Below are 26,749 nucleotides of genomic sequence, written 5' to 3'. Positions count from 1 at the left end.
GTTGGGCGGTCGGTGTGTGTGGGCGGGCGTTGGGGGGGGCTGGGATGCGGCGGCGCTCGTCCCGTCGGCCTGTGCTGGGCCGGCCCCCCCCCCCCCCCGGGCGGGCGACTCAGCCGAAGAAGACGCCGACCTCCTCGTACAGCTTCGGGTCGACCGTCTTCAGTCTGGCCGTGGCCTCCGCGATCGGGACCCGGACGATGTCCGTGCCGCGCAGGGCGACCATCTTGCCGAAGTCGCCGTCACGGACCGCCTCGATGGCGTGCAGACCGAAGCGGGTGGCGAGCCAGCGGTCGAAGGCACTGGGGGTGCCGCCGCGCTGGACGTGCCCGAGGACCGTGGTGCGGGCCTCCTTGCCGGTCCGCTTCTCGATCTCCTTGGCCAGCCACTCCCCGACGCCGGAGAGCCGGACGTGGCCGAAGGAGTCGAGCGTGCCGTCCTTCAGCACCGCGTCGCCGTCCTTGGGCATGGCGCCCTCGGCGACGACCACGATCGGGGCGTACGAGGCCTTGAAGCGCGACGTGACCCAGGCGCAGACCTGGTCGACGTCGAAGCGCTGTTCGGGGATGAGGATGACGTTCGCGCCGCCCGCGAGCCCGGAGTGGATGGCGATCCAGCCGGCGTGACGGCCCATCACCTCGACGACCAGGACGCGCATGTGCGACTCGGCGGTCGTGTGCAGGCGGTCGATCGCCTCCGTCGCGATGCCGACCGCCGTGTCGAAGCCGAAGGTGTAGTCGGTGGCGGACAGGTCGTTGTCGATGGTCTTCGGTACACCGATGACGTGGATGCCGTACTCGTCGTGGAGGCGTGCGGCGACACCCAGGGTGTCCTCGCCGCCGATCGCGATGAGCGCCTCGACCTCCTGCTTGGCGAGGTTCTCCTTGATGCGCCGGATGCCGTTCTCCTGCTTGAGCGGATTCGTCCGCGAGGAGCCGAGGATGGTGCCGCCACGGGGCAGGATGCCGCGTACGGCGGGGATGTCGAGCCGGACGGTGTCGTTCTCGAGCGGCCCGCGCCAGCCGTCCCGGAAGCCGACGAAGTCGTAGTCGTACTCCTGCACGCCCTTGCGGACGATGCCCCGGATGACGGCGTTGAGTCCGGGGCAGTCGCCGCCTCCGGTCAGTACTCCGACCCGCATGGAAAAGTCCCTTCGCCGCGATTGCCTGAGGGGACTCACGCTAATAGTGATCCAGGTCACTTCGTTATGGTGCGGAAGGGCAATTCCGTTGAAATGTGCGGGTGTTGATCACTCACCATTCACTCGATGGTGGACAACACCGGGTTTACGCCTCGTCGAGACCGCGTTCTATGGCATAGCGGACCAGCTCCACCCGGTTGTGCAGCTGGAGCTTGCCCAGGGTGTTCTGCACATGGTTCTGGACCGTGCGGTGGGAGATGACCAGCCGCTCGGCGATCTGCTTGTAGCTCAGGCCCTTCGCCACCAGGCGGAGCACCTCGGTCTCGCGGTCGGTCAGCCGCGGGGCCTTGGGCTCGTCCGCGCCCGCGGCCGGCAGGGGCTCGGAGGCGAGCCTGCGGTACTCACCGAGGACCAGGCCCGCGAGTCCCGGGGTGAACACCGCGTCACCGACCGCCGTACGGCGCACCGCGTCCGTCAGCTCCTCCGTGGACGCCGACTTCAGCAGGTATCCGGTCGCCCCGGACTTCACCGCCTCCAGGACGTCGGCGTGCTCACCGCTGGCCGACAGCACGAGGACACGCAGCGCGGGGTTGGCCCCGACCAGCTCCTTGCACACCTGGACACCCGGCTTGGCCGGCAGGTTCAGGTCGAGCACGAGCACGTCCGGGCCGGCGGCACGGGCCCGCCGCACCGCCTGCTCGCCGTCGCCCGCCGTGGCCACCACGGCGAAACCCGCCGCGGCGAGATCACGGGCCACGGCGTCGCGCCACATGGGGTGGTCGTCCACCACCATGACCTTGATCGGGTCCTCGCCCACCTGCCGCTCCGCCTCCGTCACGTCCGCCATGCCCGCCATGTCCTCCGTCGCCGCCATCGTCGTTCCGCCTTCCCCCGTCAGACCTTCGGTACCTTCAGCTCGACCTCGGTGCCCTGGCCCGGGACCGAGATCAGTTCGGCGGCGCCGCCCAGCTCGCGCAGCCGGCCGCGGATCGACAGGGCCACGCCGAGCCGCCCCTCCCCCTCGGCCTGCGCCAGCCGCCCCTCCGGGATGCCGGGGCCGTCGTCCCGCACGGTGACGATCACCGTGTCCGGCTCGTCCTCGACCAGGATCCACGCGCGGGCGCTCTCGCCGACGTGCTTGCGCACGTTGTCCAGGGCGGCCCCGACGGCCGCGGCCAGCTCCCTGGCGGCCCCCGGGGCCAGCGGCACCGGGGCACCCGGCTCGGAGAGGGTCACGCGCGCGGTGGCGTACGGGGCGAGCAGCACCCGCAGGTCCACCGGGCCCGCGTCGTCGTCGGGCTCCTCGACGGCCCGTACCACCGCGCCGAGCGCGGCGTCCTCGGACACCCGCGAGACGGGCAGCAGGCCGCCGGAGACCAGCGTGCGCAGCGCCACCTCCTGCTCGCCCGCCATCCGGCCCAGCTCCGCGGCCTCGCCGCCGAGGGCGCTGCCGCGCCGCTGCACCATGGCGAGGACCTGCAGGACCCCGTCGTGGATGTCCCGGGCGAGGCGCTCGCGTTCGCGGGTGGCGGCCTCGATCTCCAGGGCGCGGGCGAGGGTGAGCTCGGAGGCGCGGGCGACCTCGACGACGTAGCCGATGGCGATGGACGCGACCCAGACGAGGATCACGTTGTGGACGGTGTCGCGGGTGGGCGCGCCGCGCTCGACGAGGTTGGCGGCCGCGACGAGCGTGGAGGCGAAGGCCGCCCAGCGCCAGCCGCCCTTGATGGCGAAGGCCAGCACGGAGCCGGCCGTCCATATCGACGGGAGCGTGGGTCCGCCGTCCACGATGCTGTGGTGGGTGACCGCGACCGGCGTGAGCAGGATGCCGGTGAGCGCCACGGCCAGGTCGACGGCGAGGAAGCGCTTGGTGCAGCTCGCCGCGTTGGCGACCCTGGGGACGGTCGCCAGGGTCCAGACGAACAGGACGGCGTAGTAGCCGACGGCCACCCAGGGGTGGGCGAACCTGCCGGTCGCGGTGACGAAGAGGCCGATCGCGTACAGCATCGTCAGCACGCGGTACGCGGTGAGCGCACGCCACAGCGGCAGCTCGACCGACATCCTCATGACTCGCTCGCGCTTGGCCATGCTCCCCCACCCCACCGCCCCCGGCGAACGTCTCTAGGAGTCGCCCGCCCGTCCCTCTTCGGTCTCGGCCGCCTTCGCGGCCTCCTTCTGCGCCTGTTCGGCTTCCTTCTGCGCCTGCTTCTCGGCCTTCGCCGCGTCCGCGATCTGCCGCTTGGCGGCGGTCGCGTAGATGTCGACGTACTCCTGGCCGGAGAGCTTCATGATCTCGTACATGACCTCGTCGGTCACCGCGCGCAGCACGAAGCGGTCGTGCTCCATGCCGCTGTAGCGGCTGAAGTCGAGCGGCTTGCCGATGCGGATGCCCGGGCGCATCAGCTTGGGCATCACCTTGCCCGGCGGCTGGATCTTCTCCGTGTCGATCATGGCGACCGGGATGACCGGGGCGCCGGTGGCGAGCGCCACCCGCGCGAGGCCGCCCGGCTTGCCGCGGTACAGCCGTCCGTCGGGCGATCGCGTGCCCTCCGGATAGATGCCGAACAGCTCACCGCGCTCGATGACGTCGATACCGCTCTTGACCGCCGCCTCGCCCGCGCCGCGCGCGCCGGAGCGGTCCACGGGGAGCTGGCCCACGCCCTTGAAGAACGCGGCGGTCATCCTGCCCTTGACGCCGGGCGTCGTGAAGTACTCCGCCTTCGCGATGAACGTCACCTTGCGGTCGAGGACCGCGGGCAGGAAGAACGAGTCCGAGAACGACAGATGATTGCTTGCCAGGATGGCGGGGCCCTCGGCGGGAATGTTCTCGAGGCCTTCCACCCAGGGTCTGAAGGCGAGCTTCAGCGGCCCCCCGATGGAAAACTTCATGGCGCCGTAGATCAACCGAATGCCTCCTGTGTCGTCGCTCAGACCTTATCCCGGAGGACTGTCGAAGGACCCGACGACCCTGGTCGGTGTCAGTGCGGTCGCGTACGGTGAAGTACGCCCGGATCTCCCGGGGTCGTGCTCCGCCTCCGTTCGGGTCGCCCGTCTTGTTCCGGTCCGCCCGCCTGCCTTGTCCCGTTCCGCCCGTCCTGACGAACAGGAGACCGAAGGTGCCGGTCCTTCCTGGAGCCGAGCCGTTCCGCCACGAGGGCGGAGAGGTCGGCGTCCTCCTCTGCCACGGTTTCACCGGGTCCCCCCAGTCCCTGCGCCCCTGGGCCGGGTTCCTCGCCGAGCGCGGCCTGACCGTCGCGCTCCCCCTGCTGCCCGGACACGGCACGCGCTGGGAGGACATGCAGCTCACCGGCTGGCAGGACTGGTACGCCGAGGTGGACCGCGAACTGCGCGCCCTGCGGGAACGCTGCACGCGGGTGTTCGTCTTCGGCCTCTCCCTGGGCGGCGCGCTGGCTCTGCGGCTGGCGGCGAAGCACGGGGACGAGGTGAGCGGCGTCGTCGTCGTCAACCCGGCGAACAAGGTGCACGGGGCGGCCGCGTACGCCCTCCCCGTGCTCCGTCACTTCGTACCGACCGTGGGCGGTATCGCGAGCGACATCGCCAAGGAGGGTGTCAGGGAACTGGGCTACGACCGGGTGCCCCTGCGGGCCGCGCACTCCATGCGGAACTTCTACCGGATCGTCGACACGGAGCTGCCCCAGGTCACCCAGCCGCTCCTGCTGCTGCGCAGCCCGCAGGACCACGTGGTGCCGCCGGTGGACTCGGCCCGCGTCCTCAGCCGGGTGTCGTCCACGGACGTGACGGAGATCCTCCTGGAACAGAGCTACCACGTGGCGACGTTGGACCATGACGCGGACCGGGTCTTCGAGGAGAGCTACGCGTTCATCGGCCGGATCGCGCCCGGCGTCGGCGACCGGTCCGACGCGGTTCAGGCGGGTCAGCAGGAAGGGACGGCCACTGGTGGCTGAGCAGGACGCGGAGCGCGGCGAGCCCGACGAGAAGGGCGTGCCCGTCGGCGGGCCCCCGGGGGACGAGCAGAACGTGCCGTTCGACGAGGACGCGGCGTGGCAGGCGATCGTCGAGGGGTACGGCGAGGAGCCGAAGGATCCGCCCGGCGCGAAACCGTTCAAGTCGGTCGAGGACCTGGCGCTCCTCGATCCCGAGACGAACGGCACCGCCGCGGGCCGCGGGCGCAGGTCCGAGCAGCGTGCCGAGAGCGACGCGAACGACGCGGAGAACCCCGACGGCGCCGCGAAGGCCGACCAGGCCGACCAGAGCGACGGGGACCGGCCGCCGACGGCTCAGGCTCTCGGCAGTTCCGTCTCCTTCGCGCCCGGCGTCGGCGGTCCGCGCGACTACCGGACGCCGGAGCCCGCCGAGGAGGACTTCGACGAGGACGACGAGGGCCACTTCGTGCCGCCCGAGCCGCCCCCGCTGCCCACCGCCGACACGACGGCCAAGTTCGCGTGGCTCGCCGTCATCGGCGGTCCGATCGTGCTCCTGCTGGCCGTCCTGCTCGGCTGGGACATGACCTGGTGGCTCGCCACCGTGGGCATCGGCGGCTTCCTCGGCGGCTTCGCCACCCTCGTGATGCGGATGAACCCCGACGACGAGGACGAGGACGATCCGGGGCGGGGCGCGGTGGTCTGAGACGGTCCCGGCGCGCGCGTCCACCGGACGGGCGCGTCAGGTCCGACGTCCCGGAACCGGGTCTCCTGGCTCCGGTCCGGGAGCCTGCGGCTCAGGACGCCGGCACTCTGAGGGCGGCCAGTACGGGCAGGTGGTCCGTGGCCGCGCGCAGGTCCGTCTCCGTCACGCCGGGGTGGCCCACTGGCACCCCGCACCCCAGGACCTCGATGCCCTGCGTCGCGAAGACCGCGTCGATACGGCGGTGCGGCGCGTCGCGGATCCAGGTGTGCTCGGCGCCCCACGGGCGGGTCGCCCAGCCGTCCTGGAGGGGGCCCGCGAGACGCTGGAAGGTGCGGCCGTCGGGGCGGTCGTTGAGGTCCCCGCCCGCCACGGCGTGCGGGGTGCCGAGGGCGGCGAGACGGTCCAGGAGCATGCCGCCCTGCTCGTGGCGCTCGTCGGCGTCGAGCGAGAGGTGGCAGCTCAGGACGCCCAGGCGGGCGCCACCGAAGCGGACGACGGCCGTCGCGAAGCCCCGGCGGAACTGGCCGGGGGTGAGCGGGAGCAGGACGTCCTCGGTCCGTTCGACGGTGGCCCGCAGGGAGCACAGCAGCGCGGGGCCGGCCGCCGGGGCGCCACCGGCCAGGATCATCTGGCCGGAGGCCGCCGCGAGACGGGCCAGCTTCTTGCGCCAGCGGAAGAAGCGGGGGGCTTCCTGGATCAGGACCAGGTCCGGTGCGCAGGCGCTGATCACGCGCGCGAGGGCGTCGGTGTCGTCGCGCATCGAGCGGATGTTGTAACTGAGCACCCGGATGACGGCGGAGCCGTCGGGCTCGGTGTGGGAGAGGGGCAGCGGGGTCGTCGCCATGCCGATCAAGATACGGGGGCACTCCGCTGGGTGGGGAGGGAATCGCGGTTGGGTCGGGTGCGGGTGCGTGTTGGCTGGGCGCGCGGTTCCCTGCGGGGGCGGACCCCGCTGCCTGGTGCGGGTGCGTCGGGGCTGGGCGCGCGGTTCCCTGCGGGGCCGGACCGCTGTCTAGTGCGGGTGCGTCGCGGCTGGGCGCGCAGTTCCCCGCGCCCCTTACGGGGCCGGACCCCGCTGCCTGGTGCGGGTGCGTCGGGGCTGGGTGCGCAGTTCCTCGCGCCCCTTATGGGGCACGGCAGCGGGCCGGGATCTCGGAAGTGTCCGCGGGGTACGACCGCGCCCGCCGGCTTCGAGGCGCGGCGGGCGAGGTCGGGTGGCTGGGGGTGGGGCGGGTGTCACATGATCGGGTCGGGCTCCCGGGCCAGATCCGCCGCGCCCACGAGGCCGGCCTTGTTGCCGAGCTGGGCGGCGATCACATCGGCCACGGGGCGCCAGTTGCCTCCGACGAGCCAGCGCTTGTACGACTTGCGGATGGGGTCGAGGACCAGCTCGCCCTCGTCCGACAGGCCACCGCCGACGATGAAGGCCGACGGGTCGAAGAGCGAGGCGAGGTCCGCGAGACCGGCACCGGCCCAGCGGGCCAGCTCCCGGTACGAGTCCACCGCCACCGGGTCGCCCTGCCGCGCCGCCATCGAGATGTGCTTGCCCTCGATGCCGTCGGGGTTGCCGTCGCCCAGCGCGAGCAGGATCTCCGCGTGCTCGGGGGTCGCGTTGGCCCGCTGCTTGGCGTAGCGGACGAGGGCGCGGCCGGAGGCGTACTGCTCCCAGCAGCCCTGCGAGCCGCAGCCGCACAGCAGACCGTCCGGCACCATCCGGATGTGACCGAACTCGGCGGCGACGCCGAAGTGCCCGCGGCGCAGCTTGTTGCCGATGATGATGCCGCCGCCGAGGCCCGTGCCCAGCGTGATGCAGATGACGTTCCGGTGGCCCTTGCCCGCGCCGAACTTGTACTCGCCCCACGCCGCCGCGTTCGCGTCGTTCTCCACCACGACCGGCAGCCCCACGCGCGCTTCGACCTCGGCCTTGAGCGGCTCCTGCCGCCAGTCGATGTTGGGCGCGAAGTAGACCGTCGAGCGCTGGCGGTTCACGTATCCGGCCGCACCGATGCCCACGCCGACGATGTCGTGACCCGCGCGCGCACCTTCGACGGCGGCGGCGATGGCGTCCACGATGGCCTGCGGCGTGGTGGGGGTCGGCACCTTGTGGGTCGAGAGGATGTTGCCTTCCTCGTCGACCACACCGGCCGCGATCTTCGTGCCGCCGATATCGACGCCGATGGTGAGTCCCATGAATCCCTCAGTTTCGGTCGAGCCCCGCTACGGCCAACCGTACCCGAGCGGCCTTTAGTCCAAGTCAATCCGCTCCCCCGGACCGGTGCCCTCGTCGCGAGGGCCGGTGTCCCGGGTGGTCCAGCGCCGTTCCTGTGCCTCGACGGCCGAGCGGTAGGCGGCGAGCAGCTCGGAGCCCGCGGCCGCGAGGTGGTCGAAGACGTCGGGGTTGCGTTCGATGACCGGTTCGACCGCCGCCTTGGCCTGCTGCACGACCTGGCTGACCATCTGCTGGGCGGTGCCCGAGGCGATCGCTCCGAACAGCGGTGAGTTCAGTCCGGACAGCTTGTCGGCGACCGCGTCGACGAGTTTGCGCAGTTCCTCGGACGCGGAACCCGGCGGTGGTCCGTACTGGGTGCGGCGGCGGGCCTTCTCCGCCGCGAGATCCTCCGCGCACGCCTTCGCCCAGGCGTCGGCGTCACTGACGCGCGCTTCGTCCACCGCCTCGTGCTGAGCGGCGTCGGACGTGGGGCGCTCTTCGCTCATGGCGGACTCCTGCCTACGGTTCCTCCCTTCGACGTTACCCGAACAGGGGTGCCCGGTTCACCGTGTGCGCGGCCACAGATCCGGGTCCGGCGCGAAACGGATCCGCAGTTCTCCCTCGCGCAGTGCTGCGCCGTCCACGGCACAGCGGCGCAGCGCGGACGGCAGCGGCACGATCCGGCGGAACTGCCCCACGGTGACGACCAGTTCGTCGCCCCTGCGGATCAGGTCCAGTTCCTCGCGTATCGCGCCGGGGAGCGGGATGTGCCATACGAGGACGCCGTCGTCGGCGAGGTGGTCGAGGACGGGCCACTCGACCGGGGGTGGCATTTCGTTGACACCGGGCACCGGGAGCGCCCCGAGGTCGTCGGTGCCGCGCGGATCGCGGCCCAGGTGCGGGACCTCGTGGACGGTGTACGCCTCCCGCCATTCGTCGAGCGCCTTGTGCTGCTGGGCGGCGAGGGCACCCAGCCAGGTGTCCGTGGTGGCGGCGGGGAGCACGCGGTTGGCGAGCAGCGTCTCGACGCGCAGGCCGCGCAGGGCGAGGCCGGTGACGGCGGTGCGGGCGGCGTCGGTGCCGGCCGGTCCGGGCTCGGCGACCACCCGTACGGTCGTGGCGCGGTCCTCGACGACCGCTTCCACGGCGGCCAGCTCGACGTCCCAGCGCGCCGCCGTCTCGTACAGCCACTCGGCGGGCATCGGGACGCCGGCGAGGCGGCCGAGGACGGGCCGCAGGGCCCGGGCGGCCTGGCGCTCCGCGGGCAGCAGGCGGCGCAGGTAGCGGCGGAGCTCCTCGGGGAGCGCGAGCAGGGCGAGGGCCTGCGGGGTCGGGGGGAGGTCCACGACCAGGAGGTCGTAGGTGTCCGAGGTCGCCGCGTCACGCAGCGCGCGCAGCAGGGCCAGCTCCTCGGCGCCGGGCAGGGGGGTGAGCTCCTCGGCGTCCAGCCGGGCCGCGCCGAGCAGGTCGAGGGCGGTGGTCGCGCGGTCCTGGAAGGCGGTGAGGTCCTCGCGGAAGCGTTCCGTCGCGTCGGGACGCCAGGTGGTGAGGCCGGGGGCGGCTTCGACGGGTTCCGCGCCCGTGCGGGTGCCGAGCGCGGTTCCGAGGGTGTCGGTTCGGTCGGCGCTCAGCAGCAGGGTGCGGGTGCCCTCACCCGCGGCCTTCAGGGCGGTGGCCGCCGCGAGGGTCGTACGGCCGGTGCCGCCGGAGCCGGTGATCAGGATGGTGCGCATGGGAGGGAACGCTACCCGCGCCGGACGTCCCCGCCGCCCCGCCCCGTCGCCCGCCCGCTCCCCGGAGGCCGCGCGCCAGCCGGCGGTCGGCGCGTGTGCGGACCCGGGCCGGCCCGACCGGGGGCCGGGGGCGGGGTCGGTCGGGCCGGGGCCGGGGGCGGCCCGACCGCCGGACCGGGGTCAGCCCGCGTCGCCCGACTCCACCCGCTTCTTCAGGCCCGCGAGGGCGCGGTCGATGATGACCTTCTCGGCCTTGCGCTTGATCATGCCCAGCATGGGGATCTTGACGTCGACCGTCAGCCGGTAGGTGACCTCGGTGGCACCCGTGCCCGCGGGCTTGAGGAGGTACGACCCGTCCAGGGAGCGCAGCATCTGGGACTTGACCAGGGTCCAGGAGACCTCGTGGTCGCCGGTCCAGGTGTACCCCAGGGTCTGGTCGTCCTTGATGGCGCCCGCGTCCATGACGAGGCGCACCTGCTCGGCGCGGCCCTGCCCGTCCGTGCCGAGTACCTCGGCCTCCTTCACCTCGCCGGTCCAGTCCGGGTAACGGGCGAAGTCGGCGATGACCGCCATGACGTCAGCCGGTGCCGCCTCGATCGTGATGCTCGAGCTGGTGTGTTCCGCCATCGCCGTGGCTCCTCCAGGTGCGGTCCGGTGAGGGAGGGTGGTGCGCACGTGTGTGCAGCGTGAAGGCTACCGCGCGCCGACCGAACCATTGCCACCCCACCTGGGGTTCACCATTCCAGCGCCCAGGGCCTCCCCGACCCGGCGAAGTGCCCGACGTTCACGCACTCCGTCGCGCCGATCCGCATCCGCCGGACGAGCGGCTGGTGGACGTGCCCGAAGAGGGCGTAGCGGGGGCGGGTGCGGCGGATCGCGTCGAGCAGGGCACGGGACCCGCGTTCGAAGCGGCGCGCCACCGTGTCGTACACCAGATCGGGCACCTCCGGCGGGATGTGCGTGCACAGGACGTCGACCTCGCCGACCGCCTCGATCTTCGCCGCGTACTCCTCGTCACTGATCTCGTAGGGCGTCCGCATGGGGGTGCGCAGGCCGCCGCCGACGAAGCCGAAGACCCGGCCGCCGATCTCCACCCGCTCGCCGTCGAGGACGGTGGTGCCGGGTCCGGCGTACTCCGCCCACAACGGAGGCATGTCGACATTGCCGTAGGTGGCGTACGTCGGCGTCGGGAACGCGGCGAACAGCTCGGCGTACTGCTTGCGCACCGCCTTCTCGACGACCCCGACGCGGTCCGACCCCACGCCGGCCCACAGCCGCGCCCCGAACTCGCGTGCCTCCGTGAAGCGGCGGGCGGTGCGCAGCTCGACCAGCCGGTCGGCGTTCTCCGCGCCGAAGAGGTCGGGGAAGATGCCCCGCGAGTGGTCGGCGTAGTCCAGGAAGAGCACCAGGTCACCGAGGCAGATCAGAGCGTCGGCGCCGTCGCCGGCCCGGGCGAGGTCACGTGCGTTGCCGTGCACGTCACTCACCACATGAATGCGCGTCCTGCGGTTGCCGCCTGGTGTGGGTGCCATGGCGATCAAGCGTAGGCCTGTGCGGCAAACGTGAACAGAGGCGGTCGGACCTGCGGTTACTGGCATGCCGAGAAGAGCGTGGACTACTGTGCGCGAAGGAACGCCAACCTGTGTGACGCAGGGAACATCTCGCCGGGACCCCCTATCGAAACAGCCGTACCGGTGGGTAACGTCCGGGCAGTCCAGTCGTACTCAGGATTTCAACAACGATGTTCCCGAGTACCTGCCCGAGCCTTGGACCGCACCGTCGCATCACACAGAGTCGTGGCGCCGGCGCCCTATGAGGAGCAGCAGTCTTGCGCGAGTTCAGCCTTCCGGCTTTGTACGAGGTCCCTGCGGACGGAAATCTGACCGACATCGTCCGCAGAAACGCCGCGCAGCATCCCGACGTCGCCGTCATCGCCCGCAAGGTGGGCGGCGCGTGGACGGACGTCACCGCCACCGTGTTCCTCGCCGAGGTACGGGCCGCGGCCAAGGGCCTGATCGCCTCGGGTGTGCAGCCCGGCGACCGGGTCGGTCTGATGTCGCGTACGCGTTACGAGTGGACGCTGCTCGACTTCGCCATCTGGAGCGCGGGCGCGGTCACCGTCCCGGTGTACGAGACCAGCTCGGCGGAGCAGGTGCAGTGGATACTCGGCGACTCGGGCGCGACCGCCTGCATCGTCGAGCTGCCGGCGCACGCGGCCTCCGTGGAGTCGGTGCGCGAGCAGCTGCCCGCCCTCAAGCACGTCTGGCAGATCGAGGCCGGCGGGGTGGAGGAGCTGGGCCGCGCCGGCCGGGACGTCAGTGACGCCACCGTCGAGGAGCGCAGTTCGCTCGCCAAGGCCGACGACCCGGCGACCATCGTCTACACGAGCGGCACGACCGGCCGTCCTAAGGGCTGTGTCCTCACCCACCGCGCCTTCTTCGCCGAGTGCGGCAACATCGTGGAGCGGCTGCGTCCGCTGTTCCGTACGGGCGAGTGCTCGGTGCTGCTGTTCCTCCCCCTCGCCCACGTCTTCGGACGCCTCGTGCAGGTCGCGCCGATGATGGCGCCGATCAAGCTGGGCTGCGTCCCGGACATCAAGAACCTCACCGACGAGCTGGCCGCGTTCCGGCCGACGCTGATCCTCGGTGTGCCGCGCGTCTTCGAGAAGGTCTACAACTCGGCGCGCGCCAAGGCGCAGGCGGACGGCAAGGGCAAGATCTTCGACAAGGCCGCGGACACGGCGATCGCGTACAGCCGCGCGCTGGACACCCCGTCCGGTCCCTCGCTCGGCCTGAAGATCAAGTACCGGACCTTCGACAAGCTGGTCTACAGCAAGCTGCGCGCGGTGCTGGGCGGTCGCGGCGAGTACGCCATCTCCGGCGGCGCCCCGCTCGGCGAGCGGCTCGGGCACTTCTTCCGCGGCATCGGCTTCACGGTCCTGGAGGGCTACGGGCTGACGGAGTCCTGCGCGGCCACCGCGTTCAACCCCTGGGACCGGACGAAGATCGGCACGGTCGGTCAGCCGCTGCCGGGTTCGGTGATCCGCATCGCGGACGACGGCGAGGTGCTGCTGCACGGCGAGCACCTGTTCAAGGGGTACTGGAACAACGAGGCCGCCACCGCGGAGGCGCTGGCCGACGGCTGGTTCCACACGGGTGACATCGGCACCCTCGACGAGGACGGCTACCTGCGGATCACCGGCCGCAAGAAGGAGATCATCGTCACCGCGGGCGGCAAGAACGTCGCCCCGGCCGTGATCGAGGACCGCATCCGCGCGCACGCGCTGGTCGCGGAGTGCATGGTGGTCGGCGACGGGCGTCCGTTCGTCGGCGCGCTGGTCACCGTCGACGAGGAGTTCCTGGGCCGCTGGTGCGCGGAGCACGGCAAACCGGCGGGTTCCACCGCGGCGTCGCTGCGTGACGACCCGGATCTCGTACGGACGATCCAGGACGCGGTCGACGACGGCAACGCCGCGGTGTCGAAGGCGGAATCGGTGCGGAAGTTCCGCATTCTGTCCTCCCAGTTCAGCGAGGAGTCGGGCCACCTGACGCCGTCCCTGAAGCTCAAGCGCAACGTGGTGGCGAAGGACTACGCGGACGAGATCGAGGCGATCTACCGGGGCTGACCCCGGCGCGTCCGCCTCAGGCGTACGGCTCTACGGCTCTCCGGCTCTCATGGCGCGGTGTCCTCGGCGAGGATCCGCGCCATGCCGCGTTCGGCGAGCGCGGTGATCGTCACGAACGGGTTGACCCCGATCGAGCCCGGCACCAGGGAGCCGTCGGTGATGTACAGGTGCGGATAGCCCTTCACCCGGCCGTAGCTGTCGGTCGCCCTGCCCAGCACGCAGCCGCCGAGCGGGTGGTAGCAGAAGTCGTCGGCGAAGGTCTTGTTGCCGCCGAAGAGGTCGTAGCGGTAGATCGTCGCGTTGGCCGCGTTGATCCGGTCGAAGAGCTTCTTGGCCATGCTCACCGAGACCGCGCTCTGGGCCGCGGTCCAGCCGAGCTTCGCGGAGTCGGTGGCGGCGTCGTAGGTGAAGGACGCGCGCTCGGGGTTCTTGGTGATCGCCAGGTAGAGGCTGATCCAGTGTTCCAACCCCATGGGCAGCGGGGCGATTTCGGCGAAGACGGGGTTGGCGGTGTTCGCCCAGTCGTCGATCCCCATCACGGGCATCGTGGACTGGTTGGCCCCGACGGTGTCCCAGATGTGGTTGGCGCGGCCGGTCATGACGTTGCCGTTGGTGCCCCAGCCCGTGCCCACGCTGGCGTCCAGGGCGGGCAGGGCGCCCGTCTCCCGGGCCCGGACGAGGAGTTCGGTGGTACCGAGGCTGCCGCCGCCCAGGAAGAGGTACGTGCAGCTGTACTGCTTGGTCTCCACCACCGCGCCGGTGAGGTCGATCCGGTCGGCGGTCAGGGTGTACGTGCCGTCGGCCGCGCGCTGGACGGCCCGGACCCGCTCCAGGGTGTGGATGGTGACGTTGCCGGTGCCGAGCGCGGCGGCGAGGTACGTCTTGTCGAGGCTCTTCTTGCCGTAGTTGTTGCCGTAGATGACCTCGCCCGCGAGCGCCGACTTGGTGGCCGTGCCGGCCGCCTCGCGCTGCATGTAGGAGAAGTCGTAGACGTTCGGGACGAACGTGGTCTTCAGACCGGCGTTCGTCGCGGCCTTGCGGGAGGTGCGGGTGAACTTGTACCACTCGGTGGACTCGAACCAGGCGGGGTCGACCGTGTTGACCCCGAGCATGGTGCGGGCGCGCGGGAAGTAGGTGTTGTACATCTCGGTGGCGTCCACGCCGGGGAACTGCTCGGCGAAGTACGACTGCGGGGGCGTGACGGCCATGCCGCCGTTGACCAGCGAGCCGCCGCCGACGCCGCGGCCGACGTACACGGACATGTGGTCGTAGTGGACGCGGTCCAGGACTCCCGGGTACCGGCTGATGTCCTTGTTGACGAGGTCCAGCCAGAGGAACGTGGCGAGCGGGGCCTCGGTGCGGGTGCGGAACCACATGGAGCGCTGGTCGGGGGCGCTGGTGGAACAGAAGACCTTGCCGTCGGAGCCGGCGGTGTTCCAGAGCCGGCCCATCTCGATGACGAGCGTGCGGATGCCGGCCTGGCCGAGACGGAGGGCGGCCACGGCGGCGCCGTAGCCGGAACCGATGACGATGGCGGGGGCGTTGTCGACGGCGGCGGGTTCGGTGGCGTGGGCCGACTGGAGGCCGACGCGGGTGAGGCCGGCGGTGGCGGCCGTCTGGAGGGCGACCATGCCCAGGATTTGACGTCTTGTCAGGTGACGGTTAGTCATCTGATGATGGGTCAGTTTTTCTGTCATGTGCGCAGCATCGGCGGATTATCGGCTTCCGCCTAGGGGCTTCGCCCGGATTTCGAGGGGGGTGGGGGTCGGTGTGCGTGGGGGTGTGCGGGTGCGTCGGGGTTCTGCGCAGTTCCCCGCACCCCTGAGAGGGGTGGGGGACGCCGTGGGTGGGGATGTGCGGGAGCGCTGTGGCTGAGCGCGCCGTTCCCCGCGCCCCTGGGGTGGGTTGGTGGGGGCGGCCGTGGATGTGTGCGGGTCCGTGCGGGTTCTGCGCAGTTCCCCGCACCCCTGAGAGGGGGTGGGGGGCGCCGTGCGTGGGAATGTGCGGGAGCGCTGTGGCCGAGCGCGCCGTTCCCCGCGCCCCTGGAGTGGGTTGGTGGGGGCGGCCGTGGATGTGTGCGGGTCCGTGGGGGTTTTGCGCGGTTCCCCGCGCCCCTGGGGAGTTGGTGGGGGCGGCCGTCAATCGGTGCGGGACGCTGAGGGTTCTGCGTAGTTCCCCGCGACCCTGAGAGGGGTCGGCTACAGGAGGGTCTTGAGGTTTTCTGCCAGGAGGTCCCAGCGCCACTTCTCCTCGACCCACTCACGGCCCCGTTCCCCCATGCGGCGGCGGAGTTCCGGGTCGGCGAGGAGGGCGATGACGCGGTCGGCCGAGTCCTCCGGGGAACCGCCGCGCACGACCCAGCCCGTCTCGCCGTCGAGGACCGCGTCGGGCGCGCCGCCCGAGTCGCCGGCGACGACCGGCAGGCCGGTCGCGGACGCCTCCAGGTACACGATGCCGAGGCCCTCGACGTCGAGGCCGCCCCGGCGCGTGCGGCAGGGCATCGCGAAGACGTCCCCCGCGCCGTAGTGGGCCGGCAGCTCCGACCAGGGCACCGCTCCGGTGAAGCGGACGGCGTCGGCGACACCGGTCTCGTACGCGAGCCGGCGCAGCTCCTTCTCGTACGGTCCGCCGCCGACGATCAGCAGCACCGCCTCCGGCTCCGCGGCGAGGATGCGCGGCATGGCCAGGATGAGCGTGTCCTGTCCCTTGCGCGGGACCAGACGGGAGACGCAGACCACCACCGGGCGGTCCGTGAGACCGAGCCGGGCGCGGACCTCCGCGCCGCCCGAACCGGGGTGGAAGGTCTTCTCGTCGACGCCGGGCGGCAACTGGACCATACGGCCGGCCGCGTCCGGGCTCAGCGCGGAGGCGATCCGTGAGCGCGTGTACTCGCCCAGATACGTGATCGTGTCCGTGGAGTCGCCGATCCGCCGCAACAGTCCGCGCGCGGCGGGCAGTTGAGCCCAGCCGGCCTCGTGACCGTGCGTGGTGGCCACCAGCCGCCCGGCGCCCGCCCGGCGCAGCGCGGGCGCCATCAGCCCGAGCGGGGCCGCCGCCCCGAACCACACCGACGTACAACCGTGTTCGCGCAGCAGCCCGACGGCGCGGCGGGTGACGCCCGGCGTCGGCAGCAGCATCGTCGTGCGGTCGCGTACGACGGTGAAGGGCTGCTCGGCGTCGAAGGCCGCCGTGGCCTCGGCACCCTCACTGCCGCGCTTCCAGGTGGAGGCGTAGACGACGAGCCGCTCGGGGTCCAGGCGCAGCGCCATGTTGTGCAGGAACGCCTGGATGCCGCCGGGGCGGGGCGGGAAGTCGTTGGTCACGATCAGGGTCTTGTCCATCGCGCCCGACAGTACCGAAACCCCCGCGGCCGTACGCGTCCGGCACACACCCCCGCGCACGGCCCCGCTTCATGGCTCTCGCCCACTCCGGCGCGCCATCATGTCCTCACGCGGGACCGCGCGGGATCCGGACGGACGAGGGCCAGGTGGGCATGACGGGCGCAAGGGGGGCGGGATTCCCGTACGGACTGCTCGGGGCCTGGGTCGTGACCAGGCTGGTGCTGCTGCTCTTCGTCCTGCGGGTGTTCGCGCTGCCCGGCCCGGACGTCACCACCGACGTCTCGGTGATCTACCAGGGCTGGTACGAGATCCTGCGCACCGGCACCTTCCCGCTCGACGACGTGACCTGGCAGTACCCGCCGGCCGCGGCGCTCGCCATCCTCTCCCCCGGGCTGCTGCCCTTCCTCGACTACGCGTCCGCCTTCGTCGTGCTGGCCCTCCTCGCCGACCTGGCGGTGTTCGCGCTGTTGCGGTACGCCGGTGTGCGCCCCGGCAGGACGCTCCGCGGTGCCTGGGTGTGGGTGGCCGGCCTCCCGCTGCTCGGGCCGACCGTCTACGCCCGCTACGACGTGATGGTGACGGCGGTGGCGGTCGCGGCCCTGCTCGCGGGGGCCCGTCACCCGCGCGTGATGGGGGCTCTCGCGGCCTTCGGGGCGCTGCTGAAGGTGTGGCCGGTCCTGCTGCTCGCCGGAGCCGTGAAGCGCCGCGCGTGGACGGCGGCGGCGGTGACCGGGGGCGGGATCGCACTGCTGTTCTGGGCGGCGATGCCGGGTGCCTTCTCCTTCCTCGCCTCCCAGCGGGGCCGCGGCACCGAGGTGGAGTCGCTGGGCTCCCTGGTCTTCCACGTGGCCCGGCACTTCGGCTGGAGCGGTCAGGTGCTGCTCAACTACGGCTCGGTGGAGTTCCTCGGCCCTTACGTGGACGTGGTGAGCGCGGCGGCCCTGACGCTCACCGCGGCCGCCCTGGGCTGGCTGCTGCTGTGGCGGCTGCGCAGCGGGCGCATGCGGTCGCACACCCTCGCCGACGCCGCCTTCGTGGCGGTCCTGATGTTCACCGCCACCAGCCGGGTCATCAGCCCGCAGTACCTGGTGTGGCTGGTGGGGACCGGCGCCGTCTGCCTGTGTTTCCGGGGCAGCCGGATGGCGCCGCCGGTGGCGATGGTGCTGGCCGCGTGCGGTGCGACCGTGCTGGAGTTCCCGGTCTGGTTCGCGCACGTGGTGATCAGCGACTGGCTGGGCGTCGGCCTGCTCCTGGCCCGCGACGGGCTGCTGGTGGCCGCCGCGCTGCTGGCCGCCCGCGAACTCTGGTGGGGCACGGTGACGCATCCGGCCCCGACGCTGCCCGCGCAGGCCGCCCGCACCAGGGAGACCCTGAGCCCGTCCTGACGGCGGCGCGCGGCCGTCAGGACGGACCCAGCCCGGTCCGCAGATAGGTCCGCCACTGCTCGGTGAACCTCTCCGGCGTCGTGTGCAGCACGTCGCGCAGGGCGCCCTCCACGGCCCCCGCCCGCGTCCCGTGGCCGCCCACCGCCCGGTAGAAGTCGTTCAGCCGCACCTCGCCCCAGCGGTCCGCGATCAGCCGGCACGCCATCCAGCCGCCCTCGTACGCCCGCGCCAGCCGCGCCGCGTCCCCGGCGAACCCGAAGTCCCCGTCGGCCGGCAGCGCGGCGGGCAGGTGGCCGTCCAGCACCGCCCGCCGGAGCTCCGGCGCCACCTGCGCCGCCGTACGCCCGGTGCCGCGGTAGCCGACCCAGTCCGCGTACCCCTCGGACAGCCACAGGGGCGTGGCGGCGTTCGTGTCGGCCCGGGTGGCGACATGCGTCGTCTCGTGGGTCAGCACGACCTGCTTGCCGAGGTCGCCGAGGACGCCGTACGCCTCGGGGTTGACGATGATCCGGTCCGCGGGCGCCTTCGCCGAGCCGCCCGCCTCGCCGGTGGTGACCGCGGCGATCCCCCGGTAGCCGGCCGCCGACGCGCCGAGCAGCCCCGCCATGCCGTCCAGCGACTTCGGTACGAGGACGACGACGTGCCCCGCCCAGTCCGCGCCCCAGGCCTCGGTGACGGCGGGTACCGCGCGGTCCGCGAGAGCCGCGTACGCCCGCAGCCGCTCACCGGACTGCCCGACCCCCAGGACGAGACTGTGCGCGCCCCGTACGGCCGTCACCGCGCCCTGCTCCCACAACTGCTGGCCGGTCTTCTTCGCGGGTCTGTCAGAGGCGACCCGCCACCTCCCGCCGTCGTGGACCAGGCTCAGGGTGCGGGCGACCGTGACGGGAGCGCTGTCGTATCCCTCGACGCGGTAGCGCAGGTCCGCGTCGGCGGTGGCCCGGTCCCCGGAACGGCGCAGGTCGGTCAGGTGGTACGACCAGGCGGCCAGCGGGACGGCGCGCAGCCGCCGGAACTCGGCGACCGGGCCGGACGGTTCCTCGGTGGCGCGGTACGCCGCCTCGTCCCGGTCGAGGACCGCGCCCGCCCGCCGGTCGAGGACCCGCTGCACCTCGGCGGCCGCGGTGTCCGGGGCCGGACGGCCACCGCAGCCCGCCAGCACGCCGAGCAGCAGCACCAGGGCACACCATGCCCGCGACGCACGCCCTCGACCTGCCACGTTCCCGATCGTACGGCGGTCCGGCGGCGCGGTCAGACCCGCGTCACGGACGAGATCGGCATCATGCCCACCGGGTCGTAGCGCACCGCGGCCCCCGGATAGGGCGCGTGGATCACCTGCCCGTTGCCCGCGTACATCGCCACGTGGCTCGCGTCCGACCGGTAGGTGACCAGGTCGCCGGGGCGCGCCTGGGAGAGCGGCACCTGGTGTCCGGCGTACCGCTGCTCCTGCGAGGTGCGCGGCAGACCGACGCCGGCCCGCGCGTACGACCACTGCATGAGGCCCGAACAGTCGAAGCCGCCGGGCCCGTTGGCACCCCACACGTACGGGCGGCCGAGCGCGGACCGGGCCGCGGCGAGGGCCGCGGCGGCACGCCCCGAGGAGGGCATGGCGCTTCCGAGGTCGGGGATGCCGGGGCGTCCGGAGCGCGAGGCCCGGTCGTAGGCGTCGCGGAGGGCTTCGGGCATCGCGTTGAGCAGCCGCCGCGCCTCGGTGAGCTTCTGCTCGACGGTCCGCTTGTGGTGGGCGACGGCCCTGCTGCTCCGCTCCAGCTCGGCGAGTTTCGCGGTCGCCTCCTCCCGCTCCTGGGCGAGATCGCGCATGGCGAGCTGGAGGTCATCGAGTTCGCCCGCCTGGTGGGCGGTGATCCGGTCCAGCACGGCGGCCTTGTCGAGGTACTCGGCCGGGTCGTCGGAGAAGAGCAGCGCGAGGGAGGGGTCGAGGCCACCCGCCCGGTACTGGGCTCCCGCGAGCGAACCGAGCGCGTCCCGCATCGTGTTGATGCGCTCCTGCTGGCGGGCGATCCGGTCCTGCGCCCTGCGTACCTCCTTGCGCAGGGTGCCGGCGCGTTCGCCGGACTTGTTGAACGCCTCGGTGGCCTTCTCCGCCTGCGTGTAGAGACGGTCCACCTCGGCCCTGGTGTCGTCCTGCGGTGCCGCTGCGGCCGGTACGGCACCGAGGGCGGCGGCTGCCACGGACATCACGGTGACGGTGATGCCGGCGATGCCCGCGGCGCTGGCGCCCCGGTCGGACCCGGACGGTGCACGGCGGCGATGGGACCCCACGGTAGCCGCTCTCCCTTCCGCTGACGGTCCCCCGGAATCGGGGGAAACGCGGCAGACAGTAGCCGTGCGACTACGCAGCGGCCAAAGACCTCCGGGGGCGCGCAACGCGGCGCCCCGCCGGAGACGCAGGTCACCGACGGGGCGTGGGGTCAGCGGGAGTTATCGTGATTCGCCCGTTTGGGCGGGGTGCCGGGGAGATCCCCGGAGCGGTTCGGAAGCGGGATCAGACCCGGACGCCGAACTGGAAGGCTCCGCCGATGGTGCTCATCGACTCGTAGCGCACGACCGTGCCGGTACGCGGGGCGTGCAGCACCTGGCCGCCGCCCGCGTACAGCCCGACGTGGTGCAGGTCGCCGAAGAAGAAGACCAGGTCACCGACCTGCAGATCGCTCTGCGAGTAGATGCGGGTGCCTATGGTGGCCTGCGACTCGGAGGTGCGGGGGATGGAGACACCGGCCTGGGCGTAGGACCAGGAGGTGAACCCGGAGCAGTCGAAGGAGCCGGGGCCGGTGGCGCCGTAGACGTACGGGGTGCCGATCTTGCTCTGTCCGGCAGAGTACGCGGCACCGGCGCGCCCGGAGCCGGCCTTGCCGGGGCTGTCCAGGACCGCGCGCTCGCTGGCGCGGGTGGCGCGCGACTGCTCCTCGTCCAGAGCCGCCTTCTCCTTGGCCGTCAGGGAGTTGAGGAGCTTCTGCGCGGAGGCGAGCTTGCCCTGGACATCCTGCTTGTTCTTCTTGAGCTGCGCGCGGGTGTCGGAGAGGTCCTTGAGCTTCTCGGACGCTTCCTGGCGCTGCTGGGCGAGCTCGCGCTGCTTCTCCTGGACCTTCTTCAGCGCCTCGACCTGCTGACTGCTCAGCTGGTCCATCGCGGACGCCTTGTCCAGGTAGTCGTCCGGGTTCGAGGAGAGGAACAGCGCCACGGAGGGGTCGATGCCGCCGGTGCGGTACTGGGCGCTGGCCATCGAACCGAGGCCGTCGCGCAGCTGGTTGAGGTCTTCCTGACCGCGGGCGACGTTGTCCTGCAGGGTGCTGATCTGCTTCTGCAGCTTGTCCTGCTTCTCCTTGGCCCCGTCGAGCTTCTCGGTGGCCTTCTCCGCCTCCTGGTAGAGGGCGTCGACCTTCGACTTGACCTCGTCCTTGCTCGGCTTCTCGCTGGGTGCGGCGTTGGCGGCGTTGGCACTGAGGGCCACGGCGGCAGCGGCGGCGGTGGTGAGCACGGTCACACGGGTGCGGCTCGGCTGCTTGGGTCGACGGTGGGACGCCACGAAGGCGAGCTCCTTCTTCCTTCAGCCGCCTGCCGAGACGCCGACGGGCGGTGCTCCTCCGCCGTCACTCCCAATGAGTGATCACCCGAGCGGAGGTTCGAGGCCAGACCCTAGTGACCTTCCTGTGATCAGTTCAAATCGAAACCTGAAAAATCTCGGTTACCGAGCGCATTCTTTGCACTCAACTCACGTGCAGTGATGCGTGATTGACACTACGTTGCGTGAAGGTCGCACCAAACGGGTCATCGCGCCCGGACGTCACACATGGGACGTACGAGCCCTTTGAGGCGTAGGCCGCGGATCACCGGCCCGGTGAAAAGCACTTGACGAACCGGCCGAAAACCCGTCGAACGACCCAGCGGAGAACTCGTCGAACGACCAGCGGAAAACGCGTCGAATCACCCGCGGAGTACGCGTCGAATCACCCGCGGAGAACCCGCCGAACTACCCCGCGGGACACCCTCGTCCGTCCCCGGGAACCACTCCCGCGCAAACCCGCGGGAAACGCTCGGCTAACCCCGCGAGAAGCGCTTCAGGAGCACCACGGAGGCGACCGGCCGGGCGCCCGCCTTCGCGATCCCGTCGGCCACCTCGCGGTCGGTGGAGACCACGATGACGGGCCGCCCGGGCGGCTCGGCGCGCACCAGCTGGCGGATCAACTCGTCCGCGGTGATGCCGGCTTTGGAGAAGAGCACCCGTACCCCGCGCGGCGGCGCGAGCAGCACCGGCGCGGCCAGCTCCGCCCCGTCGAAGACACAGGTGACCTCGGCGCCGGTCTGCGCGGCGAGCTGGGAGAGCTGCCCCAGCAGCCGCAGCCGCTGCTTCTCGAGCGGCATCTGCGGATAGCCGGTCTTGGTGACGTTGTACCCGTCGACCACCAGGTGCGCCTGCGGCAGCGCGAGCAGCTGGTCGAGGATCGCGGGGTCGTTCTCGGACAGCGCGCGGGCGGCGATGTCCTTGGGCGTCATCCGTCCCGGTTCGACCGCGTCCACGGTCTCGGCGGGCCGCACGGACACCGGGGGCAGGGCGAGTTCGCGGCGCAGCCCCTGCGCCGCGTCCAGCACGGTGTCCAGCAGCAGCCGGACGCGCATGTCCTCGACGCTGCGCCCCTCGCGGGCCGCCTTGCGGGTGGCCTCCAGGGCCGCCTCGGCCTCGGCGAGACGCGTCTTGAGCCGCCGGCTCTCGCTCTCCGCGGCGGACACCTGGGCCTGCCCCTCCGCCCGCGCGACGTCCGTCTCGCCCTGAAGCCTGCGCAGCGCGGCCTCACCCCGTTTGACGTCACTGAGGGCACCGCGCAGCTTGCGGTGCAGCGATTCCGACTCCTTCTTCGCGGACTCCAGCTCGGTACGCAGCCGTTCGGTCTCGGACCTGGTGTGCGCCCGCGCCTCGGCGAGCTCCGCGTGCAGTCGCTCCAGCTCCGCGCGGCTCTCCTCGCCGGCGCGCTCGGCGTCCGCCCGCAGGGCCTCCTCGCCCGCGGCCGTCACCAGCTTCACCCAGCCCGTGGGGCGCAGCACATAGGCCGCGGCCGCCACGTCCAGCGGGTCCGCGGCCGGGGGCGGCGCGCCGGATTCCAGGGCGCCGACGAGCTCCGGCTGCGCCTCTCTGAGCTTCTCGGAGATACGCTGCCGGAAGAGCGGGTCGGTCTCCAGCGCGGCGGCCATCGCGTTGCCGGCGAACTTCGCCCGCCGGTTCGGGGCGAACCGCGCATACTGCCGCAGCTGAACCGGCAGTTCGGCGACGGTCAGACCGCCGAACCCGTCGGAGACGATCTGTACGACACGGCGGCGCACGCCGTCGGGCAGCGGACGGTCGAGCACCTCGGCGGCGCCGTCGTCCGGCTCCCCGCCTGTGGTCTCCGCCATCCGTCACTCCATCGTCCGTGCGGGGCCCGCTCCCTCAGGAGCTGACGCCCGGCCTGTCCACCAGTTCCACCTGATCCACCGCGTTGCACCAGCGGCAGCGCACCGACTCGATGGTCTCACTGACCACCTCGCGCTCCTCCACGCTCGGCTCACCCGCCAGGTCGAGGTGCACGTACTCGACGACCTTGGACGAGCGGGTCACGTCGAAGCGCGTCAGATTGCCGCACAGGGTGCAGCGCCAGCGGGTCTCGGCGGTCGGAAGGGGAACCGTCATGTGGCAGTCGCTTTCCTTCTGGTGTCCGTGTGGCTCGTAACCCTACGGCCTGGCGGGTACTCGACGCTCGGCCGTCCACAGCGGCGAGGCACTCTGTGTGCATCGGTCCGGTTACGTCATGCTCTGCAACATGATCGGCAACTGGAGTACGACGGTCGGCAGAACGGTGCGGGCCCAGTCCGCGCCCGTGGCGTACGGGCTGATCGTCCTGTGCTGCGTGATCTTCGTGATCGGACCGGCGTCGGGGTTCAACCCGACGTACGGCACCGGGGACGAGCTGCTCGTCGCGCAGCGGGCCTACTTCCGGCGCTGGGGCGTGGTGCCCGCCGACCTCCTCGGCGGGACTCCGGGCGCTCTGCTGACCCCCGCCACGGCCCTGTTCATCCACGGCAGCTGGCTCCACCTCCTGGGCAACATGCTCTTCTTCTACGTCTTCGGGGCCATGACCGAGGAACGCATGGGCCACTTCGAGTTCGCCCTCTTCTACGTCGGCTGCGGCTATCTCGCGCTGGTCGGCTACGCGGTCGCCAACTCCACCTCCGAACAGACCCTGGTCGGTGCCTCGGGAGCGATCTCCGCGGTCCTCGGAGCGTTCCTCTACCTGTTCCCCAAGGCCCGGGTGACCAGTCTCTTCCCGTTCCTCTTCTTCCTGCCGCTGCGCTTCCCGGCGTGGATCGTGCTGCCGTTCTGGGCGGCGTTGCAGTGGCTGGCGGCGGGCCGCAGTCCCTCGGGTCCCGGGGTCGCCTATCTGGCCCATCTGGTGGGCTTCTCGCTGGGCTTCCTCTACGCGTGGGTGCGCTTCCGGCGGCCGACTAGAGTGAAAGTCCCAGCAGCGGCCCCCGAGGGAGAAAACCAGCCGTGATCACCGCGATCGTGCTCATCAAGACCAGCGTGGACCGGATCCCCGAGATCGCCGAGTCGATCGCCGCGCTGGACAGTGTCAGCGAGGTCTTCTCCGTCACCGGTACGTACGACCTCATCGCCATGGTCCGGGTCAAGGCCCACGACGACCTGGCGGACGTCATCCCCGGCAGCATCAGCAAGATCCCGGGGGTCGAGGGCACCGACACCCACGTCGCGTTCCGCACGTACTCGCAGCACGACCTGGAGGCGGCGTTCGCGATCGGTCTGGACTCCTGACCCTCCGCGCGGCCTGAGGGGCGCCCGCGTGAGCGGCGCGGCCCGCCGGGGGCCGGCCACGCCACTCCGCCGCCGGGTCAGACCGCGGGCACGCAGCGTCCGCCCTCGGTCCGGTAGCGCCACTGCGCACCGTCCCGCACGAGCTCCTTCACGGCGCGCACGAAGCGCTCCACGTGCTCGTCCGGGGTCCCCGCCCCGAAACTGACGCGGATCGCGTTGAGGGACTTCTCGCCGGGCGCGGCCTCCGGGGCCCCGCACTCGCCCTGGGTCTGCGGGTCGCTGCCGAGAAGCGTGCGCAGCAGCGGGTGCGCGCAGAAGAGACCGTCGCGCACCCCGATGCCGTACTCCGCGGAGAGCGCCGCCGCGAAGTGCGAGCTGTTCCAGCCCTCGACGACGAACGAGATGACGCCGACCCGGGGCGCGTCGTCGCCGAACAGGGACAGCACGCGCACCGCGGGCACCTCGGCGAGCCCCTCCCGGACGGTGCGGATCAGGTGCCGCTCACGGGCGACGATCCGGTCGAAGCCCTCCTCGGTCAGCGCCTTGCAGGCGGAGGCGATGGAGTAGGCGCCGATGACGTTGGGGGACCCGGCCTCGTGCCGGGCCGCGCTCTCGTGCCACTCGACGTCGACGCCGCCGTCCGCGCGCCGGGCGACCGTGCGGCTGGCACCGCCACCCGCGAGGTAGGGCTCGGCCTCGCGCAGCCAGTCGGAGCGGCCGGCGAGGACACCGGAGCCGAAGGGCGCGTACAGCTTGTGCCCGGAGAAGGCCACCCAGTCGACGTCGAGGTCGCGGACGGACACCGGGTGGTGCGGGGCGAGCTGGGCGGCGTCCAGGACGATCCGGGCACCGTGGGCGTGCGCGGCGGCGGCGAGCTCGCGCACCGGCCACAGCTCGCCGGTGACGTTGGAGGCACCGGTGACGCAGACGAGGGCCGGTCCGTGGGGGTCGCGGTCGGCGAGGGCGCGCTCCAGGACCGCGACGGCCCCCCGGGGGGTGCGGGGCGCGTCGAGGTAGGTGACCCGCGCGTCCTGCCACGGCAGCAGGGAGGCGTGGTGCTCGGTCTCGAACACGAAGACCTGGCAGTCGGCCGGAAGGGTGGCGGCGAGCAGGTTGAGCGAGTCGGTGGTCGACCGGGTGAAGACGACCTGGTCGTCCTCGCGGCAGTCCAGGAACTCGGCGACGGTCCCGCGGGCGTTCTCGAAGAGGTCGGTGGACAGCTGCGAGAGGTAGCCGGCCCCGCGGTGCACGCTGCCGTAGTAGGGGGCGTACGCGGCGACGTCGTCCCAGACGCGCTGGAGGGCCGGGGCGCTGGCGGCGTAGTCGAGGGCGGCGTAGGTGACCTCGCCGCCGGTGACGAGCGGGACGGTCACATCACGGCCGAGAACGGGCAGAGGCGCACAAACGGACTGGGCGACGGCAGCGGTGGGGACAGACATGGCGGCACTCCTGTGAGAGGCAGGCGGAAACACCGCGCGAGCGGGGGCGTACGGAGGTACGCGCGCGCGGCTCGGCGCAGGTGAGGGTGGGAAGGGGTGTGCGGAGGCGGGGCTCTACGCCCTAGCGCATTCGCTTGCTCACAGAAGGCTCCCTCGAACGACCAGGACCCCTGGGATTCTCGAGGGGTCCGCGCTTGCCGCAGACCTCGCTGCCTGCGGCCTGGTCTTCACCCGGGGCACCCCGCCACGGACGGAGGGTTGCCGGACAGCCGGCCGGGGCCTGATGGCTGTCGCTCATGACCTGATACGGCATCCTGCCACACGATCTTCCCGGCGCAACCCCGGCGTCCACATGGCGGTACACGCCCCCGCCGCCCCTACCCGACCCATCCCCGGGGCTCCGCCCCGGACCCCGCCAGGGGGCTGCGCCCCCTGGACCCCCGCCATC

Annotated in this window: 24 protein-coding genes and 1 riboswitch; of the genes, 6 read left to right on the top strand and 18 right to left on the bottom strand. The window is 72.0% G+C overall.

Annotated elements, in window-relative coordinates; genetic code table 11:
- Positions 1-109: 109 nt before the first annotated feature.
- The 4 genes from ACFV2J_RS31100 to ACFV2J_RS31085 form a co-directional block, all read right to left on the bottom strand.
- Complete coding sequence (locus tag ACFV2J_RS31100) at positions 110-1,138, bottom strand: 6-phosphofructokinase (protein ID WP_385082176.1); 1,029 nt, start codon at positions 1,136-1,138, stop codon at positions 110-112.
- A 145-nt stretch (positions 1,139-1,283) separates the two neighbouring features.
- Entirely contained in the window at positions 1,284-1,931 is a 648-nt protein-coding gene (locus ACFV2J_RS31095) for a response regulator (protein ID WP_385082198.1), read from the bottom strand.
- A 101-nt stretch (positions 1,932-2,032) separates the two neighbouring features.
- The gene (gene macS / locus ACFV2J_RS31090) at positions 2,033-3,226 is read right to left on the bottom strand and encodes a MacS family sensor histidine kinase (RefSeq protein ID WP_385082177.1); all 1,194 of its coding nucleotides are present in this window, start codon (positions 3,224-3,226) and stop codon (positions 2,033-2,035) included.
- A gap of 33 nt (positions 3,227-3,259) precedes the next feature.
- Positions 3,260-4,027 carry a lysophospholipid acyltransferase family protein gene (locus ACFV2J_RS31085; protein ID WP_385082179.1) on the bottom strand — a complete coding sequence of 256 codons (768 nt, stop codon included), beginning with the start codon at positions 4,025-4,027 and terminating at the stop codon, positions 3,260-3,262.
- 227 nt (positions 4,028-4,254) lie between these two features.
- Here ACFV2J_RS31085 and ACFV2J_RS31080 point away from each other — a divergent pair, with 227 nt between their 5' ends.
- Both ACFV2J_RS31080 and ACFV2J_RS31075 read left to right on the top strand, forming a co-directional pair.
- Positions 4,255-5,064, top strand: a complete 810-nt coding sequence (locus ACFV2J_RS31080) for an alpha/beta hydrolase (RefSeq protein WP_385082180.1) — start codon at positions 4,255-4,257, stop codon at positions 5,062-5,064.
- Entirely contained in the window at positions 5,057-5,746 is a 690-nt protein-coding gene (locus ACFV2J_RS31075; RefSeq protein ID WP_385082181.1) for a hypothetical protein, read from the top strand. Before ACFV2J_RS31080 ends, ACFV2J_RS31075 begins: the two co-directional genes overlap by 8 nt.
- 91 nt (positions 5,747-5,837) lie before the next feature.
- Here the strand turns inward: ACFV2J_RS31075 and ACFV2J_RS31070 are convergent, their stop codons facing one another.
- The 6 genes from ACFV2J_RS31070 to ACFV2J_RS31045 all read right to left on the bottom strand — a co-directional run bounded on the left by ACFV2J_RS31070 (position 5,838) and on the right by ACFV2J_RS31045 (position 11,220).
- On the bottom strand, positions 5,838-6,590 hold the full coding sequence (locus ACFV2J_RS31070; RefSeq protein ID WP_385082183.1) for an endonuclease/exonuclease/phosphatase family protein: 753 nt from the start codon (positions 6,588-6,590) through the stop codon (positions 5,838-5,840).
- A gap of 392 nt (positions 6,591-6,982) precedes the next feature.
- The gene (locus tag ACFV2J_RS31065; RefSeq protein ID WP_168527731.1) at positions 6,983-7,936 is read right to left on the bottom strand and encodes an ROK family glucokinase; all 954 of its coding nucleotides are present in this window, start codon (positions 7,934-7,936) and stop codon (positions 6,983-6,985) included.
- Between the two features lie 54 nt (positions 7,937-7,990).
- A complete protein-coding gene (locus ACFV2J_RS31060; RefSeq protein ID WP_385082185.1) occupies positions 7,991-8,461 on the bottom strand; it encodes a DUF5304 domain-containing protein in 471 nt (156 codons plus the stop codon).
- A 57-nt stretch (positions 8,462-8,518) separates the two neighbouring features.
- Positions 8,519-9,688, bottom strand: a complete 1,170-nt coding sequence (locus ACFV2J_RS31055; RefSeq protein WP_385082187.1) for an ArsA family ATPase — start codon at positions 9,686-9,688, stop codon at positions 8,519-8,521.
- A 180-nt stretch (positions 9,689-9,868) separates the two neighbouring features.
- Entirely contained in the window at positions 9,869-10,315 is a 447-nt protein-coding gene (locus tag ACFV2J_RS31050) for an SRPBCC family protein (RefSeq protein WP_351725067.1), read from the bottom strand.
- A 107-nt stretch (positions 10,316-10,422) separates the two neighbouring features.
- Positions 10,423-11,220, bottom strand: coding sequence for a metallophosphoesterase (locus ACFV2J_RS31045; protein ID WP_385082188.1), 798 nt, complete (start codon positions 11,218-11,220; stop codon positions 10,423-10,425).
- A 296-nt stretch (positions 11,221-11,516) separates the two neighbouring features.
- Between ACFV2J_RS31045 and ACFV2J_RS31040 the strand changes: the two genes are divergently transcribed.
- Positions 11,517-13,313 (top strand): AMP-dependent synthetase/ligase, encoded by a 1,797-nt coding sequence (locus tag ACFV2J_RS31040; RefSeq protein ID WP_385082190.1) that lies wholly within the window; start codon positions 11,517-11,519, stop codon positions 13,311-13,313.
- A 47-nt stretch (positions 13,314-13,360) separates the two neighbouring features.
- Here the strand turns inward: ACFV2J_RS31040 and ACFV2J_RS31035 are convergent, their stop codons facing one another.
- The gene (locus ACFV2J_RS31035; protein WP_385082199.1) at positions 13,361-14,944 is read right to left on the bottom strand and encodes a GMC oxidoreductase; all 1,584 of its coding nucleotides are present in this window, start codon (positions 14,942-14,944) and stop codon (positions 13,361-13,363) included.
- Positions 14,945-15,511: 567 nt separating this feature from the next.
- Positions 15,512-16,654 (bottom strand): glycosyltransferase family 4 protein, encoded by a 1,143-nt coding sequence (locus ACFV2J_RS31030; RefSeq protein ID WP_385082192.1) that lies wholly within the window; start codon positions 16,652-16,654, stop codon positions 15,512-15,514.
- A gap of 152 nt (positions 16,655-16,806) precedes the next feature.
- Between ACFV2J_RS31030 and ACFV2J_RS31025 the strand changes: the two genes are divergently transcribed.
- Complete coding sequence (locus tag ACFV2J_RS31025) at positions 16,807-18,039, top strand: glycosyltransferase family 87 protein (protein WP_385082193.1); 1,233 nt, start codon at positions 16,807-16,809, stop codon at positions 18,037-18,039.
- Between the two features lie 16 nt (positions 18,040-18,055).
- Here ACFV2J_RS31025 and ACFV2J_RS31020 read toward each other — a convergent pair whose 3' ends face one another.
- The 5 genes from ACFV2J_RS31020 to ACFV2J_RS31000 form a co-directional block, all read right to left on the bottom strand.
- Complete coding sequence (locus ACFV2J_RS31020) at positions 18,056-19,258, bottom strand: hypothetical protein (RefSeq protein WP_385082194.1); 1,203 nt, start codon at positions 19,256-19,258, stop codon at positions 18,056-18,058.
- A gap of 32 nt (positions 19,259-19,290) precedes the next feature.
- Positions 19,291-20,322: an NlpC/P60 family protein gene (locus ACFV2J_RS31015; protein WP_385082195.1), complete on the bottom strand. Its 1,032-nt coding sequence runs from the start codon at positions 20,320-20,322 to the stop codon at positions 19,291-19,293.
- A 223-nt stretch (positions 20,323-20,545) separates the two neighbouring features.
- Complete coding sequence (locus tag ACFV2J_RS31010) at positions 20,546-21,586, bottom strand: NlpC/P60 family protein (protein ID WP_385441739.1); 1,041 nt, start codon at positions 21,584-21,586, stop codon at positions 20,546-20,548.
- Between the two features lie 512 nt (positions 21,587-22,098).
- Entirely contained in the window at positions 22,099-23,448 is a 1,350-nt protein-coding gene (locus tag ACFV2J_RS31005) for an NYN domain-containing protein (RefSeq protein WP_385095924.1), read from the bottom strand.
- Between the two features lie 34 nt (positions 23,449-23,482).
- Positions 23,483-23,722, bottom strand: a complete 240-nt coding sequence (locus ACFV2J_RS31000) for a hypothetical protein (protein ID WP_385095927.1) — start codon at positions 23,720-23,722, stop codon at positions 23,483-23,485.
- A gap of 130 nt (positions 23,723-23,852) precedes the next feature.
- Here ACFV2J_RS31000 and ACFV2J_RS30995 point away from each other — a divergent pair, with 130 nt between their 5' ends.
- Together ACFV2J_RS30995 and ACFV2J_RS30990 are read left to right on the top strand one after the other, a co-directional pair.
- Complete coding sequence (locus ACFV2J_RS30995; protein WP_385095933.1) at positions 23,853-24,584, top strand: rhomboid family intramembrane serine protease; 732 nt, start codon at positions 23,853-23,855, stop codon at positions 24,582-24,584.
- On the top strand, positions 24,581-24,862 hold the full coding sequence (locus ACFV2J_RS30990; RefSeq protein ID WP_148013620.1) for an Lrp/AsnC family transcriptional regulator: 282 nt from the start codon (positions 24,581-24,583) through the stop codon (positions 24,860-24,862). Before ACFV2J_RS30995 ends, ACFV2J_RS30990 begins: the two co-directional genes overlap by 4 nt.
- A 77-nt stretch (positions 24,863-24,939) precedes the next feature.
- Here ACFV2J_RS30990 and ACFV2J_RS30985 read toward each other — a convergent pair whose 3' ends face one another.
- The gene (locus tag ACFV2J_RS30985) at positions 24,940-26,301 is read right to left on the bottom strand and encodes an aminotransferase class V-fold PLP-dependent enzyme (protein WP_385095930.1); all 1,362 of its coding nucleotides are present in this window, start codon (positions 26,299-26,301) and stop codon (positions 24,940-24,942) included.
- A gap of 185 nt (positions 26,302-26,486) precedes the next feature.
- Positions 26,487-26,603: riboswitch (SAM riboswitch) on the bottom strand.
- Positions 26,604-26,749: the final 146 nt, after the last annotated feature.

Source organism: Streptomyces sp. NPDC059668, from assembly GCF_042734135.1.
In the GTDB taxonomy this organism is placed as follows: Bacteria; Actinomycetota; Actinomycetes; order Streptomycetales; family Streptomycetaceae; genus Streptomyces.
The sequence above is the reverse complement of the archived record's forward strand: the minus strand, read 5'-3'. Positions and strand labels throughout refer to the sequence as shown.

Coding starts and splice junctions, on each gene's coding strand:
- ACFV2J_RS31100 (WP_385082176.1), bottom strand. CDS start 1,138: ATGCGGGTCGGAGTACTGACCGGAGGCGGCGACTGCCCCGGACTCAAC.
- ACFV2J_RS31095 (WP_385082198.1), bottom strand. CDS start 1,931: ATGGTGGTGGACGACCACCCCATGTGGCGCGACGCCGTGGCCCGTGAT.
- macS (WP_385082177.1), bottom strand. CDS start 3,226: ATGGCCAAGCGCGAGCGAGTCATGAGGATGTCGGTCGAGCTGCCGCTG.
- ACFV2J_RS31085 (WP_385082179.1), bottom strand. CDS start 4,027: ATGAAGTTTTCCATCGGGGGGCCGCTGAAGCTCGCCTTCAGACCCTGG.
- ACFV2J_RS31070 (WP_385082183.1), bottom strand. CDS start 6,590: ATGGCGACGACCCCGCTGCCCCTCTCCCACACCGAGCCCGACGGCTCC.
- ACFV2J_RS31065 (WP_168527731.1), bottom strand. CDS start 7,936: ATGGGACTCACCATCGGCGTCGATATCGGCGGCACGAAGATCGCGGCC.
- ACFV2J_RS31060 (WP_385082185.1), bottom strand. CDS start 8,461: ATGAGCGAAGAGCGCCCCACGTCCGACGCCGCTCAGCACGAGGCGGTG.
- ACFV2J_RS31055 (WP_385082187.1), bottom strand. CDS start 9,688: ATGCGCACCATCCTGATCACCGGCTCCGGCGGCACCGGCCGTACGACC.
- ACFV2J_RS31050 (WP_351725067.1), bottom strand. CDS start 10,315: ATGGCGGAACACACCAGCTCGAGCATCACGATCGAGGCGGCACCGGCT.
- ACFV2J_RS31045 (WP_385082188.1), bottom strand. CDS start 11,220: ATGGCACCCACACCAGGCGGCAACCGCAGGACGCGCATTCATGTGGTG.
- ACFV2J_RS31035 (WP_385082199.1), bottom strand. CDS start 14,944: ATGGTCGCCCTCCAGACGGCCGCCACCGCCGGCCTCACCCGCGTCGGC.
- ACFV2J_RS31030 (WP_385082192.1), bottom strand. CDS start 16,654: ATGGACAAGACCCTGATCGTGACCAACGACTTCCCGCCCCGCCCCGGC.
- ACFV2J_RS31025 (WP_385082193.1), top strand. CDS start 16,807: ATGACGGGCGCAAGGGGGGCGGGATTCCCGTACGGACTGCTCGGGGCC.
- ACFV2J_RS31005 (WP_385095924.1), bottom strand. CDS start 23,448: ATGGCGGAGACCACAGGCGGGGAGCCGGACGACGGCGCCGCCGAGGTG.
- ACFV2J_RS31000 (WP_385095927.1), bottom strand. CDS start 23,722: ATGACGGTTCCCCTTCCGACCGCCGAGACCCGCTGGCGCTGCACCCTG.
- ACFV2J_RS30995 (WP_385095933.1), top strand. CDS start 23,853: ATGATCGGCAACTGGAGTACGACGGTCGGCAGAACGGTGCGGGCCCAG.
- ACFV2J_RS30985 (WP_385095930.1), bottom strand. CDS start 26,301: ATGTCTGTCCCCACCGCTGCCGTCGCCCAGTCCGTTTGTGCGCCTCTG.